Origin of the sequence: Pseudomonas vancouverensis (assembly GCF_004348895.1) — a bacterium.
GTDB classification, from domain to species: domain Bacteria; phylum Pseudomonadota; class Gammaproteobacteria; order Pseudomonadales; family Pseudomonadaceae; genus Aquipseudomonas; species Aquipseudomonas vancouverensis.
In genome coordinates, this window is record NZ_RRZK01000035.1 from 206,049 (window position 1) to 221,936 (window position 15,888).

Consider the following 15,888-nt stretch of genomic DNA (forward strand, 5'->3'; position numbering starts at 1 on the left):
CTGACACACTGCCATCGCCAGCAAGCTCGCTCCTAAAGTGATTGCGATGTTTCAAGGAGCAGGCGGGCGCTGCGGTTTTACTGAAGTGCCGAAGGTATTGCCCATGCGTGTACCGGTCGCCGCGGGGGTTGCCAGGCCGACCTGGTTCGGCGGGCGTTTATCGATGGGTACGTTCATCGCTTCGCGGTTTTTCTGCGCAGCGGCGGCACCATCGGGGTTGTTGCCCATTTGCTGGCTCAGGCAGTTGTAGTCCGGTGCCTTGTAACCGGCGACCGATACCTCAACACATCCCGATGCGTCTTCGGCCTGCGCCAGTGGCAGTCCGGCAATCAGCAGCATGCCCGCTGCAAGGTTCCAAAGCTGATTCATTCAAGGCCTCCTGGCCGGTCCCGGGAGGACCGTGCATGGACTTGAGTCTAAAGCAAAGCCGTTGGGCGTCCCGTGATGGTTTTTTTGCAGTGGCCGTCACACCAGATTCATATACAGCCATCAGGATGACGGTTTTCAGGGATAGGCCAGCCGTGCAGCGAGGCAGAGTCAGGGACGGGTACCGGCACGTAGCGATTCACCTGCGCCAGGTTTTTCTGGCGATGCTGTTCGGGTGGATGACACCGGTCGCGATCGCCGCCTCGCTGGATGCGAATGTTGCGCAGTCGCTGGACATACCCGCGCAGGAACTGGCCAGTGCACTCGAGCAGTTCAGTCGTACGACGGGCATGGCCGTGCTGGTGGATCGACAGTTGACCCGTGGTCGGCGCTCCCTGGCGGTCAAGGGGCAGATGAGCGCCAACGATGCACTGGAACGCATGCTCGGCGGCAGTGGATTGATGGCGCGTTATTCGCGGGCAGATGCCGTCACGCTGAAAGTGGCGCAAGTCGACCCGGTGCCTGCCAGGCCAGGAAAACCTGCCGGTGGTACATCGCCGATCGCCGGCAACTACGCCACATCGATTCAAGTGGCGATCGAGCGCAGCCTGTGTCGCTCACCCGAGGTCCAGCCGGGCAGTTTTCGTGCGCTGCTGCAACTGTGGATCGGTCGTGACGGCGTGGTCCAGCACAGTCGCCTGGTCAGCTCTACCGGCGATGTACAGCGTGACGCAGTACTGGTGGAGAGTTTGCAACACCTGGACATCGAACGCCCGGCACCCAGTTCGCTGAGTCAGCCGGTCACGCTGCTTCTGCTACCCGAATCATCAGGAAAACGCATGGATTGCTCACAGTGGAAAGGAGTTTCCGGGGGATGAAAGAGGCCGGGAAAAGCACGATGGTCAGGCTGTTCCTGACGTCCTATGACGACTTTAAAGTGCGTCTGCGCCGACGTCTGGGCTCCGAGGACCTGGCCAACGATGTCCTGCATGAAACCTGGCTGCGGGTCGACCGTATGGAAGAGCAGCCGGACATTGCCCAGCCCAACGCCTATCTGTATCGCATGGCATTGAACATCGCCGCGGATCGACGCCAGGCGGACGCGCGTTTGCTGACCGGCAGTGAAATCGAAGACCTGTTGCAGGTGTCCGATGAAGCCCTGGACCCGGCGCGGGTCGTTGGCGGGCAGAAGGAGATCCAGCTGTTGCTCACGGCGCTGTACGAGCTGCCCGCGCGTCGGCGCAAGATCTTTATCGCCGCTCGCCTGGAGGAGGCGCCGCACCTGGAAATCTCCCGGCGTTTCGGCATTTCGACACGCATGGTCGAGAAGGAAATCAAGGCCGCCCTGGGGCATTGTGCCGGGCGCCTGGAAAGAAAAGTCATTCAGCGGTTCGGTCCCGGCGCGGGAAAACCGTCTTGATAGAAGAGTCCAGAATAATCCGTGAGTATCCCCGCGCTTGAACATCTTTCGTATTTCGCCGCCTGAGGCCATGCCTCTGGACCGGATCAGCAGCGAAGCCCAGGACTGGTTGATCCTTTTGACTTCCGGCCGGGCCACCGTCGCCGACGCGCGGGCCTTGCGCGAGTGGTGCGCGCAAAGCCCCGAACACGCCCAGGCGTTTGAGCGTGCCAAGGGCTTGTGGCAGCAATTGCAACCGGCCGCCGCGCAAACCTTGGCGCCACGGCATTTCGGACGGCGTGCCTTTCTCGGCGGCGCCATCGCCGCGTCGGCTGCGTTTTTCCTGATTCGCAACACCGTGCCGGGTGGCTTTTCCGGGCTCGGCGCCGATTACGTGACCGAGGTCGGTGAACAGCGTCGGGTCGATCTGGCCGATGGTGTGAGTCTGGAGCTGAACACCCAGACGCGCATCAATCGTCAGGACAGCGCCGATGGCACGCGCAGCCTGGTGTTGGTCAGCGGCGAAGTCGAAGTGCAGAGCCGTACCCAGGCAGCGCTCAAGGTGCAGGCCGGCAACGGTTGGCTCAGCGCCAGCCAGGCTTCGTTCAATGTGCGCAACACCGACCAGAGCGTCTGCGTCACCTGCCTCGACGGTGCAATGCAGGTGGATGCTTCGGGGCGCAGCATTCGCCTGGAAAGCGGCCAGCAATTGACCTATGACGGCCGCCACGTCGGCGCGCCGCAAGCGGTCGATACCTCGACGGTCAGCGCTTGGCGTCAGCAGGTGCTGGTGTTCAACGATGCCACGCTGGCGTCGGTCATCGACGAGATCAACCGTTATCGCCCGGGCATGTTGCTGCTGCTCAACAGCGAACTGGGCAAGCGCAAGGTGCAGGCACGCTTCAGCCTGGATCAACTGGCGGGCGTGGCCTTGCTGATCCGCGATGCCTACGGGGTCAAGTGCACCGAGCTGCCGGGTGGGGTGGTGGTGTTGAGCTAGCGGGTATTCACGTTTTTCATTGAAGAAAGGATTTGCCAGGCAGGAGCGAGATTGCTCGCAAAGAACGATAACGCAGTCCCGCAGGTACCACCTCTTCTGCAAAGCCCAATGGCAGCTCCCCTCGGTGCTGCCATTTTTTTTGGCTACACCCCGATCATGAAGTTTGTGTGACATCCGTTCGGTCGCGCCCCTCGCCAACTGCCTATGTCGTAACAGCAGGTTCTACCGGACCTGCGGCCTCTTGCGCCATTTGAAAAGGACCTAGTAGTGATGCTCGCTCGCCAAGCCCGACGCCATACCCGCCCGTTGTCTGTCAGCCGTGATACCGCTCGCGCGGTTGACCCGGCGCTGTGGTTGCTCAAGCCGCTGGCCCAGGCCATTGCGCTGTGTCTGATGGCCGGCAGTGCGCAAGCGGCCACCGCCTTCAGTTCCGGCTGGTTCGCCGCCAAGGGCGCGGCGCAACAGACCGCGGCAGCGCGGCCGGGTGCTGCTCTGCCGGGCATGACCCCGCCACTGGCGCAACAGCAGCGGGCCCGGGAACAACTGCAACGTTCGGTGCAGACACTCAATAACACGGTGGCGGCGATTGCTGCACAGCAAGCGGCGCAGGCCGCCGGGCGCGCAGCGGCATTTGCCACGGTGCAATTTGTCCCGGACGGCATGGCCGAGGGTGGCCTGAAAATCGATAACGGCCTGACCCAGGGTTGGCAGAATGCCAAGGCGCCGGAGCAGATCCAGGTTGACGGCAAGACCACGGTGAAGATCCAGCAAACCGCCGACAAGGCCATCCTCAACTGGGAAACCTTCAACGTCGGGCGCAATACCAGTGTCGAGTTTGCCCAGCAATCGAACTGGGCCGTGCTCAACCGCGTCAACGACCCGAGTGCACGGCCGAGCCAGATCCAGGGCCAGATAAAGGGCGACGGCACAGTGATGCTGATCAACCGCAACGGCATCGTGTTCAGCGGCAGCAGCCAGGTCAACGTACGCAACCTGGTGGCCGCGGCCGCCAACATCACCGACATCCAGTTCCGCGACCGTGGCCTGTACTTCGACACCAGTGGCAGCCAGCCGACCTTCACTGACGCCGCCGGCAAAGTGTTGGTGGAACAGGGCGCGCAGATTGAAACCCACAAGCCAACGCTGTCGACCGATTCCGGCGGCTACGCCTTGCTGCTGGGTAGTGAAGTGGACAACGCCGGTACCATCAGCACCGCCAAGGGCCAGACCGTGCTTGGTGCCGGGGACCGGTTTTATATCCGTAAAGGTTCAGGCACCGAAGGCAACGGGTTCTCGACCACCTTCGGCAGCGAAGTCGTGCCGGGCTTCAAGGCTGACAGCACCGCTAAGGTGCGCAACAGCGGGCTGATTCAGGCGTCCACCGGCGACATCACCCTGACCGGCCATGAGGTGGTGCAGAACGGCGTGTTGCTCAGCAGCACATCGGTGGCCACTCGCGGTACGATTCATTTGCTCAACCCGAGTACCGATACCAGTGGCAGCGTGACCCTGGGTCAGGGCGGTGTCACAGCGATCATGCTCGACAGCAGCCAACTGTCAGCCCTCGACAGCCAACATGACGCAGCCTTGACCGGTGTGACCGGCGAAAATCCCATCCGCAGCGACCAGTCGCGCATCGACATCAAGAGCGGCGGTACGGTGGAGCTCCAGAACGGCTCGATCACGCTTGCCACTGGCGGTCAGGTGGCGGTCGCGGCCGGCAAACGCAGTCTGGTGCGCGAGGGCGCGTTGATCGATGTGTCGGGTGCCCTCGGGGTCAACGTGTCGATGGGCGTCAACAACATCAAGATCAACGTCCAGGGCAACGAGCAGCGCGACTCGTCACTCAACCGCGAAGGCGGCACACTCAACAGCAATGATGTGTGGGTCGATGTGCGCGAGCTGATCTACGTGCCCGCCGGCACCAATGGCTACGCAACAGATCGTTGGTACACCGCCGGTGGTCTGCTGGAAGTCGGCGGTTATCTGGGTACTCAAAGCCACAGCATCGGCGAGTGGATGGCCCAGGGCGGTACGGTCAGTTTTACCGGTAACGATGTGGTCACCGAGAAAGGCTCGCTGATCAATCTGTCCGGCGGCACCCTGGACGTGCAGAGCGGCATGATCAAGCAGAGCTGGCTGCGCGGCGCCGACGGGCGCTTGTATGAGGTGTCCCGCGCACCGGGTGACATTCTCTACACCGGCCTCTACAAGGGCTATGAGGACCACAGCGAGCGCTGGGGGCAGACGGCATACTTCTTCAACCCATTGATCGCGCCGAGAGAGCGCTTCGAGTCGGGTTACACGGTAGGCCGCGATGCCGGGCAGCTGGTGATTGCCACCAACAATGCCGTGCTCGACGGCCAGTTGCTGGGCGAGGTGTTCCAGGGTGAGCGGCAGAGTCAGGCGCCTCGTGCCGGGCTCGACGGCTATGCCCAGTCGCAGACGGCCTTGGCGCGCCGTGCGCAGTTGATTGTCGGCAGTTACGTCCCGCGCTGGTCATCGGCAACCGGTGGCCTGATGTATGCGCACGATCCAGTACTCGATCAGGTGCAGCTCGGCGGTGAACCGGCGACCAGCGACGAAATACCTGACCTGCTCGGCGAAGTGTCCGCCACCCGCAAAGGCAAACTGTTCCTCGACACGCAGCAGCTCAATGGTTTCCGCCTGGGCGCGCTGAAGGTCGCCAGCAAAGACCGCATCGACGTCGATGCGGCCGTGACGGTGGACGCAGGCGGCGATATCACCCTGTTCGCACCCGATGTGCAGGTCAACGCCGACCTTATCGCGCGCGGCGGCAGCATTCGCTTGGGCAACGTCTTGAGTCAGTTCAGGGACGGTGCCCGTGCCGATGTCCTGATCAAGGCGCCGGATGGCAATTCGACGCAGGTGAATGTCGCCAACGGTGTGCAGCTGGATAGCCGTGGACTCTGGAGCAACCTGCGCACCGAGCCGGGCGAAGTCGCCGGTTTGGCTTACATCAACGGCGGCCTGGTGTCCATCCGCAGCAGCGGCGACATCAACCTGCTCGACGGCAGTGTGCTGGACGTGTCGTCCGGTGGGGCCGTGTTGGCCAACGGCAAGACCCGCGGCGGCAAGGGTGGCGATGCGACGCTTGAATCCAGCGCAATCACGGCACCGGGCAAATCGCAGATGGTGCTGGACGGCGAGATCCGTGGTTACGGCGTAACAGGCGGCGGTAGCCTGACGGTTCAGGCCGCCAATATCGTGATTGGCCAAGCGGATAGCCCCTCGGAAGAGCACAGCCTGCAACTCCAGCCGAGTCTGTTTCAACAGGGCTTTTCCGCTTACAACGTCACTGGACTGAAAACGCTGCAGGTGCCGGATGACACTGTGATCGACGTGACCATGCCGATCTACCGTTTCAGTGATTCAGCGGCGAACCAGCCAAGTGGCGTCGATCCGCGGATGGCACTGGAGTTATGGACGCCGCCGCTGTTCCAGGAAAACCCGATCAAGGGTGTGCTGACACAACGTAGCGGCGCCAGCCTGGCGTTACAGGTTGGCTCAATCTTGTCCACGCTGTCGGATCCTTCGACCAATACATTGACCCTCGGCCTGGGCTCGCGCATCAGCGTGGACCCCGGCCAGCGCATCACGCTGCGCAGCGCCGGGCAAATCACCCTGCAGGGTGAGCTCAATGCCTGGAGCGGCACGATTGATATCCGCCAGCAACAATTCGGTTCTGCGGATCCTGCCACGTCGCCGCAATACGCCGATGGCAAGGCTCACAACCGTTCGATCTGGATCGGCGAGCAAGCCGTGCTGGATGTTGCCGGGCGCGTCTTCACGGGTGTGGACACCCTGGGGCGTGTTTATGGTCAGGTCGGCAAGGGCGGCAGCATTATCATCGGCGGCGAGATCGACAGCGCAAAGGCCAGCGCGACGGCGGCCGATGCCTACGTCATCGTCCGCAACGGTGCGCGACTGGAGGCTTCTGGCGCCTCGGCAATCCTGGACATTGCCGGGCAGGGGCCCACGCCTGTGGCGACGGACGGCGGCAAGATTGTCCTGAGCTCCTACAACGGGGTGTTCCTCGAAGGCTCCTTGCACGCGGCGGCGGGCGGCGCGGGGGCTGCTGGTGGACGTCTGGATATCGTTCAGGAAACCCCGCTCTATCTGGATCCGATGGCCGGCAGAGACGTTCGGGTCGGCAGGGAAATCGTCATTACTCAACGCCAGAACGGTTCGCTGTTACCGGATGACTTGCAGCCCGGTGAGGCCAACAGTGGCTTGCGCTATGGCACAACGCGACTGAGCGCCGACCAGTTGATGGCCGGTGGCTTCGACAGTTTGAACCTGTTCAGCAACGGCCTGTTGTCCTTCGATGGCGATGTCGATCTGCACATGGGACAAAGCCTGTCGCTGTTCGCCGTCTCCTTGGGTCTGGCGAAAGGTTCAAAGGACGATGCCGAGATCAACCTGGCGGCACCGTACCTGCGTCTGTCCGGCATGGGGCAATACTATGCCCAGTTTGGTGTGTACCGCCCGGTCTTGCCTTTTATCAACACCACGACCATGCCCGTTGAGCTTGCCCCGGCTCACTTCACCGCCCGCGCAGACCTGCTGGATGTGGGCAACAGCCTGTCCTTCGGTACCCATGGCCTGATCACCCAACTCAGCGGCCCCGGCCTGGATGTCAATCAGCGCGGCTTTGACCAGGTCACGCTCGACAGCCGTGGCGACCTGCGAATCCTCGCGCCCGCAGATGGCAACCGCTCGAACCTTTGGACTTCGGGTGACCTGACCCTGAGTGCCGCGCAGATTTACCCCGCCAGCGACGTCCGTGCGATTGTGCGTGCCGGGTATCAGGGCTATGGCGTTGACGCAAACCGCACTTTACGCATCAGCGGCAAGGGCGCAGCGCTGCCGGCAATGCCGTACTCGGTGTTTGGTACGCTGGATTTGTATGCCGGGCAGATTGAACAAGGTGGTGTCATTCGGGCGCCGCTGGGCAGCGTCATGATGGGTGGCGATGCACTTATCATCAGCCACGAAGTCCGTTTACTGTCCGGCAGCACGACTTCGGTCAGTGCCGCCGGGCTGGTCATGCCCTACGGCGGCACCACCGACGGTATCGATTACCGCTACAACAACAGTTCTGTCCTGCTGAACGGCATCACCAGTGACAAGTCGGGCGTGACGCTCAGTAGCCGCTACATCGATGTGCAGGACGGTGCACTGATCGACCTGTCCGGAGGGGGAGATCTGCGCGGTGCCGGGTTCGTTTCCGGGCGGGGCGGTTCGACCGATGCACGTTTCAATCCACTGGTACGCAATGCCGCCGATGGCACTTTCAGTCTGCCGGGGCTTGGCAGTAATCCGGTCTACGCCATCGTTCCGGGCAATCAGAGCCTCTATGCACCCATGCTCGGCGAGAAGGGGGCCAGTGATCCGCGCATCGGTCAGCAGATCACCATTGGTGCCGGTGTGCCGGGGTTGGCGGCGGGTACCTATACCTTGTTGCCTTCAACCTTTGCGCTGCTGCCGGGAGCCTTCCGGGTCGAGGTCAACGGTCAGGCGACGCCGGGCGTTTCCGAGGGTGCGCTGAAAATGCGCAATGGCTCGTGGAGCAGTACCGGGCAGATGTCGATTGCCAACAGCGGATTGCGCGACAGCCTCGCCAGCCAGATCATCCTGACTTCACCGGATGTACTGCGCCGTTACTCTCAATACAACGAAACCAGCCTCACACAGTTCATCATCAGCGATGCGGCGCGTCGCGGCATACCCCGGGCTCAGGCCCCGATGGATGGCCGGGCCCTGAACCTGGTATTCAACAACAGCGTCGATCATGACATCGCCCTGAATTTCAACGGCAAGGCGTTGTTCAATGCCGCGCAGGGCGGCGTGACCGGCACTGCGGTCATCAAGGGTGGCAACATTGAAATACTCGGAGACGGGCGCGAGCGGACAGCGGGCTTCGAGGGTGTATCGCTGTACGCCGACACCCTCAACAAGCTGGGCGCCGGCCGATTGACCATCGGCGGTACACCCATCGTCACCTATGGTTCCGGCGGCAACATCATTTCGTTCCGGGACACCGCATTTGGCGTTGACGTTCGCGAAGGTGCGGTGCTGTCAGCGCCGGAAGTGCTGATGCTGGTGAGTACCTACGGCACCGGCATCAACATCGAAGCGGGGGCCGGGATCAACACTCTGGGGCGCGCAGAGGCGCCGTACAGCGCCCTGGGCGGCTTCAACTATGCACCCGGGCAAGCGAGCCTGCTGCTGGTGTCCAATGGCTGGAACAATGTCCTGGCACCGGCGGCGGCAAACACCAGCGGCAACGGTGGCAGTATCCGCATCGGTACCTGCGCTGACCTGGCGTGCGTGAATCCTGCGCAATTGTATTCCAACGGCAGTATCGCCATCGCTACCGACAGGCCGTTCGACCTGGGTGAAGCGGTGCGTTTTGGTACGCGCCATCTGACCCTGGCCGTCGGTGCTGTCAATGTTGGCAGCGCCGAGGCATTCGCCGCGGCAAACGGTCGGGTGCCGGTCGGCCTGACCCTCAACCAGAATGTGCTCGATCGCCTGTTGCGCGGCGACACCCAGTACGGCGCACCGGCCATGGAAACCCTCGGCCTGACCGCCCGCGACTCGTTCAACTTCTTCGGCACGGTCAGCCTCGATACCCTGGACCCGCACACTGGCCTGAGCCGCCTGGGCAGCCTGGTGATCACCACTCCGGCCATCTACGGCTTCGGCGAAACGGCTGACGTGGCCAGTATCCGCACGGCGAATCTGGCCTGGAACGGTGCGACCCAGGCGCCGGGCGCCGTGATCAGTGGTGGTGCGGGTTCCGGGCACGGCAGCCTGGACCTGCAAGCGCAACGCATCGAGTTCGGTTATGGCCCAATCTCGCAGCCCAGTGGCGTGGAGCAGAACAATCGACTGGCGCTGGGTTTTGCCAACGTCAACCTGACTGCCAGCGAACGGATCACCGCCAACCACAAGGGCAGCCTGGCGGTGTATGAGCAACAGGGCGCCTATGACCCGGTCAACGGTTTTACCTACAGCGGTGGCAACCTGAACCTGCGTGCACCATTGCTGACGGGGGAAGCGGCCTCGGTCAACCTGCTCAAGGCGGGCAACAACCTGAACTTCGTTTCACCGCTCGGCAACGGTGCGCCGGGGGTGGCGGATGCGTTGGGTGCAGAACTGACTCTCGAGGGACGCAACGTATTGCTCGACGGTCGCATCGCCCTGGCCAGCGGCAAGTTGGTGGTCAAGTCCGAAGCCGACCTGAGCCTGACCGGCAACACGGTGCTGGACCTGGCCGGGCGCACGTTGCCCTTCAACGAGGTAAGCAAATACAGCTGGGGCGGTGATGTTTCGCTCTACAGCAGTCAGGGCAACATCCGTCAGGCTGCGGGCTCGCGCATCGACCTCTCGGCCAGCAACAATCAGGCCGGTAGCTTCAGTGCCGTGGCCTTGGCGCCGGGCGCCGGTGTGGTCGATCTACAGGGCGAGATACTCGGCGCCAGCAGCGGCTTCTACGATGCGGGTGGCACCTGGGTGCCGTACAAGGCGGGCGGCGTGGACATTCGCGCCCAACGCCTGGGCAACGGTGACGTCAGCGAGGCGTTTGCTGCTCTCAACCAGCGCCTGAACCTGGGCAAGGTCTACGGCAGTCGCAGCTTCCAGCTCAAACAAGGCAATCTGGTGATCGGCGACGGGGTCAAGGCCTCCGAGGTCAATGTCTCGGTGGACAATGGCAGCCTCACGGTGCTCGGTCTGATCGACGCCAGCAGCGAGCGGGTCGGCAGCATTCGCCTGTCTGCCGGTAACGGCCTGGTCCTGGCCGGCAACGCGGTGCTCGATGCTCATGGCCGCGTGTTGCGGGTCGACAGCTACGGCAAGATCATCGACGCGCCGAACCGCGCGATGGTGGAACTCAATTCCGGGGAGGGGCAATTGACACTCGCTTCCGGTGCACGCATCGACCTGCGTCATGGCACCGACGCAGCGCTCGGCAATCTGCCGGGACAGAACGACGGTGCACTACGCGGCACCCTTGAGTTGAACGCGCCACGCCTGGGCGGCGGCGATATCGCCATCGATGCCAGCGGTGCACTCTCCATACAGGGCGCGCGCTCCATCGGGCTCAACGGCACACGCCGTTATAGCGATGCGCTCGACGGCACTGATCCTGCGGTCAGCGGGCGGGCCTATCAAGTCATCGATCAGGCTTACCTGGATCGCATCCATGTCGACAGCACTGCGTTCATCGACGCGGCCCTGGCCAACAGCGATCTGTTGCAGCGCAAACTGGCGGGGCTGAACAACGCCACTTACGCCGATGCGTTCCACCTGCGTCCAGGCGTGGAAATTGCCAGCAAAACCGCCGATGGCGACCTGGTGGTGCAGGGCGACCTGGACCTGTCCGGCTACCGCTATGCCAGCCTCAATCGGCACACGCAGAAGACTTCGACATATGGCTCGGGTGAATCGGGCAACCTGGTGATCCGCGCCGGTGGCAACCTCGACATCTACGGCAGTATCAACGACGGCTTTGTGCCGCCGCCGGATACCGCGGACGATGGCGGCTGGTCACTGGTGGCCGGCCGTCAGCCATTCGGCGGTGACCTGATCGTGCCGGGTACGGGGGTGACCCTGGCCGGGGGCACGCAATATCCGCAAGGCGCGGTGTTGAACTACGACCTGCCGATACAGGCCGCCAGGCTGTTGAATGGTACCTTGCTGCCCACCGAGGCCATTCTGGCCGAGACCTACACCCTGAGTGCCGGTACGGTCCTGGCAGCAGCGGTTCACGATGCGGCGGGCAATCTGCTCTACGCCGCGGGCGCCTTGCTCACCGACAGTGTGACCTTGCCCGCCGGCAGTCGCCTGGGCGCCGGTACCCGCTTGAACCAGCACACCCTGATGCAAGCCATGCTCTGGCCCAAGGGCGTTCCTCTGCCGACACGCTACGATCCGGATACCCTCGGCTCGAGTGGCGTCGTGCTCGAGCGGGACCTGGCGTTGTTGCGCGGTTCGCTGATTCCGTCCATGACCTCCGTGGTATTGCCCGACGGTGCCGGGATGATCGATTTGCGCCCGCTTGAAGGTTCCCGGCAAGGACGCAACTGGGCCTTGGCCAGCATGCTGCCGTCGGGCAGCACGTCCTGGTCCATGCGCGTGGTGGCCGGGTCCGATCTGGAGGCTGCCGACAGCCGCACGGTGAAGCCCGAAACCGTACAAGGCAACCTGCGGCTGGCCGATACCCACTATGGCCTGAAGGTGACCGAGTCGGTCGCCAGAATGGTCTGGGCCGGGGACAACGAATACGGCATGCCGCCCTACGAGCCGGTTCCCGATGACATGATCGATTACTGTGAATGGATTCCCGGTATCTGCGCGCCGATGGCACCGCTGGTCTGGGCGCCGGGCAATGGTGTAGGACCGGTCTGGACGCCGGTGCCGGATGACATGGCGGATGAGTGTGCAAAAAATCCGACGCTTTGCATCGTCAACAAACCGGGTAAAAGTGCCGAAGTCCGCAAGCAGATGTTCAGCGTCCTGCGCACCGGCACCGGTGACCTTGACCTGATGGCTGCGGGCAACCTCAGCATGACTTCGCCTTTTGGCGTGTACACCGCCGGTACCCAGTCCAGTAATGTCGACCCTCGCTACAACCTGGCCCGCGGACGAATGTCCGACGATGGCTCGGTACTGGGCAGTACCGACACGGAAAATGAACAGTGGGTGAGCGGTAGCACCAGCCTTTATCAGGCCTGGTACCCGGAGTTGGGTGGCAACCTGACAATTGGCGCGGGCGGTTCGGTTTCGGGCGACAGCCTCGGGCGCCGCACGAGCGGCACCGCGAAGACACCGATACAGGTACCGAGTGATGCGGTAGGGAACTGGTTGTGGCGTCAGGGCACCGGTGAGGCGGACCAACTGACAGCCTGGTGGATCAACTTCGGTACCTATGCAGCCCAGCCGTTGGCTGACGATGGCGTCGAGCCGGGGCCGTTGCTGGTGGGTTTCACCGGCTTCGGCACGCTCGGTGGCGGCAACATTGCCCTGCAAGCCGGAAGCGATGGCGGCATGCTCAGGCCTTTGGGGGATTACGCCGTCAATTCGAACCCGCGCAGTCAGGGCTTGATCGTGGCCGTCGGCAGTACGGGGCGTGTCGGCGCGGACGGCAGCCTGCTGCTGACCGGTGGTGGCGACATGGACATTCGCATCGGTGGCTCGATCAACCCCTCATTGCAGGCCCGGGCGGATGCCAGCGGAACCGGTCTGCCGAGGCATGACTTGCAAGGTACGCTGGTCAACTTGCGGGGTGCCGTGCAAATGACCGGCGGCGCGGTGGGCGGGATCAATCTGCAGTACGGTGAAATGGCAACGCAGCAGGATTCGCAGGAAACCCGGGCCTTTGACCCCTTCACCTCAACGAAGGCCAGCGCCACGGGGGGACTGGTGCTGATCCCCGGCGATTCGAACATGCGTCTGAACACCCGTGGCGACCTGGTGTTGGGCGGCGCCGTGGATCCCGGCCGGGTGACACTGCAGAACTCCACGGCGTTCGTGACGGCCGATGGTGTCGAGCATGCCGGAGGCGGCCTGACCGGGTTTTCGCTGTGGACCGATCACACCTCGATCGATCTGTTTTCTGCAGGCGGCAACCTCACGCCAAGTACTCAGATGGGCGAGGTCAATGTCACCCGCGACAGGGTGCCGGGTTTGAATACTTCGCCCAGTGATGGTCGTTTCGTGTACCCATCCATCCTGCGGGCGGTGGCAGGTCAGGGCTCCATTTACGCAGGCCCTTCGGCCACTTTCAATGGTACAGGCGGCGACCTGACGACCAGGACGTATTCGCTGCTGTTGGCCCCCTCGTCCAATGGCCAACTGGAGTTGCTGGCAGGTGATTCCATTTACGCGGGTGGCTACGCGATCAATCAGTCAGGCGCAAGCCCGCTGGCGATCGCCACGCCATTCGCACCGGCCTTCGACGGTTATGGCAAGGACCGCTTCAACAATGCTATCTCGCTGCGAACCACGCGCAACGCAGATGGCGTCGCGGCATTAAGAAATCAGATCTACCCGTTGTTTGCCTTTGGCGCCGACAGTTATTCGGGTCTCAGCGGTGTTCAGTCGCCGGCCCGAATTTATGCACTGACCGGCGATCTGGTCGGGATTCGCAGCGGCGAGACCCTACGCTTCACCCAGACCGGGCGTACCTGGTACGAAGCGGCGGGACCGGTCTGGATGATGGCCGGGCGTGACATCGTCGCGTCGGGCACTTACCTGGGGCAACCGACTGTGGTTCCGGGTGATCTGGGGGCCAACGTGACCTCCAGTGGCAACCTGTTCATCCACAACAATCCGGACGATGTCTCCCGTGTCTGGGCTGGTCGCGACATCCTCTACAGCAGCTTCGACATCGGTGGCCCCGGCACCCTCGACATCAACGCCGGGCGCAACATCCTCATGGAGAACCGGGCAAGCATCAACAGCATCGGGCCGGTCGTGGCAGGTGACAAGCGACCGGGGGCGAGCGTGGTGTTGCAGGCTGGCGCTGGGGCACAAGGCCCGGATTACGGGCGCTTCATTGCCCATTACCTGGACCCGAAAAACCAGGCCGTCAGCGGCACGCCGTTGAGCGAACAGCCGGGCAAGGTGGTCAAGACCTACGACGAGGAACTGCTGTCCTGGCTGACCCTGAGCTACGGTTTCAGTGGCGACGGCGAGCAGGCGCGAGCCTTCTACGCCACACTGCCGGGCACCGAACAGGCGATCTTCGCGCGGCAGGTGTACTTCGCCGAACTGCGCGCTGGTGGCCTCGAGTACAGCGACGAGACCGGCCCGCGGCAGGGCAGCTACCTGCGCGGTCGTAATGCGATAGCCGCGTTTTTCCCGACCACCGATGTGGCCGGCAACACGATCCGCTACGACGGTGACATCACCCTGTTCGGTGGCGCTGGGGTCAAGACCCTGTTTGGTGGCGACATCCAGATGCTTACCCCCGGCGGCGGCCAGGTGTTCGGTGTCGAAGGCGCGGCGCCGCCGTCCACGGCAGGTATCGTCACCCAGGGTGTGGGCAACATCCAGCTGTACTCCGAAGGCAGCATCCTGTTGGGTCAGAGCCGGATCATGACCACCTTCGGCGGTGGCATCCTCGCCTGGTCCGCCGAGGGCGACATCAACGCCGGCCGGGGTTCGAAAACCACGGTGGTATTCACTCCGCCAAGGCGTACCTACGACACCTGGGGCAACGTCGCGCTGTCGCCAACGGTGCCAAGCACTGGCGCCGGTATCGCCACGCTCAACCCGATTGCCGAGGTCGCACCGGGGGACATCGACCTGATCGCACCGCTGGGCACCATCGACGCCGGTGAGGCGGGGATCCGTGTGTCGGGCAACATCAACATCATCGCCTTGCGGGTGGTCAACGCGGCGAACATCCAGGTGCAGGGCAAGTCGTCGGGCATCCCGGTGACGGCGACGGTGAACACCGGGGCGATCACCTCGGCCAGTTCCGCGGCGACCTCGGCCAGCATGGCGGCGGACGACGTGGCGCGTCAGCAGCAGGCAGCGGCGCGCAAGAACCAGCCATCGATCGTCACCGTGCAGGTGCTGGGTTTCGGCGGCGAACCGCTGACGCCGAGCAGCGATGGCGCCAGTCGTGCGCCAACGCCGACACCGAGCTATAACCCGGACAGTCCGGTGCAGGTGCTCGGTGCCGGGACCCTCGACGATCGCGCACGGGCGCAGTTGACGGAGGAGGAGCGGGGGCGTTTGACCTTGTAGGGATGGCGTGATGTGCATGAAGGGGCGGCCGTTGGGCCGCCCCTTTTTTTGCTGCCTGTGGGAGCGAGCTTGCTCCGGGCGGCGTTCCGACGATGGCTGTGGATGGGGCTACGTAATTTTTACTGGTGTACATATCCGTTGCTGCGGTAACGCCTACTTAGGGTTCCGCCCTTACGGCGGGTCACTTGGAGGAGCCCCAAGTAACCAAGGGCTCTTGCCCCTTTCGTTCGGTGCCTCGCCTAGGCTCGGCATGCCCTCGCTCCGGTCCTGCTCCGTGGGCCCGCCGCCATCGGCCATCCATGGCCGGGGGCGGCTACCGCGGCATCCCTGCCGCGGT

5 protein-coding genes are annotated in these 15,888 nt (G+C 63.4%); 4 read left to right on the top strand and 1 reads right to left on the bottom strand.

What is annotated here, in order from left to right; genetic code table 11:
• Window positions 1-51 precede the first annotated feature (51 nt).
• Window positions 52-369 (bottom strand): hypothetical protein, encoded by a 318-nt coding sequence (locus EIY72_RS27635; RefSeq protein ID WP_093221822.1) that lies wholly within the window; start codon window positions 367-369, stop codon window positions 52-54.
• Window positions 370-590: 221 nt separating this feature from the next.
• Here EIY72_RS27635 and EIY72_RS27640 point away from each other — a divergent pair, with 221 nt between their 5' ends.
• The 4 genes from EIY72_RS27640 to EIY72_RS27655 all read left to right on the top strand — a co-directional run bounded on the left by EIY72_RS27640 (window position 591) and on the right by EIY72_RS27655 (window position 15,551).
• Window positions 591-1,244: an STN domain-containing protein gene (locus tag EIY72_RS27640; protein ID WP_093221816.1), complete on the top strand. Its 654-nt coding sequence runs from the start codon at window positions 591-593 to the stop codon at window positions 1,242-1,244.
• Window positions 1,241-1,786, top strand: coding sequence for an RNA polymerase sigma factor (locus EIY72_RS27645; RefSeq protein ID WP_093221811.1), 546 nt, complete (start codon window positions 1,241-1,243; stop codon window positions 1,784-1,786). Before EIY72_RS27640 ends, EIY72_RS27645 begins: the two co-directional genes overlap by 4 nt.
• A gap of 37 nt (window positions 1,787-1,823) precedes the next feature.
• Window positions 1,824-2,765: a FecR family protein gene (locus EIY72_RS27650; RefSeq protein WP_093221807.1), complete on the top strand. Its 942-nt coding sequence runs from the start codon at window positions 1,824-1,826 to the stop codon at window positions 2,763-2,765.
• A gap of 270 nt (window positions 2,766-3,035) precedes the next feature.
• Window positions 3,036-15,551 carry a filamentous haemagglutinin family protein gene (locus EIY72_RS27655; RefSeq protein ID WP_093221803.1) on the top strand — a complete coding sequence of 4,172 codons (12,516 nt, stop codon included), beginning with the start codon at window positions 3,036-3,038 and terminating at the stop codon, window positions 15,549-15,551.
• The last annotated feature ends 337 nt before the right edge of the window (window positions 15,552-15,888 follow it).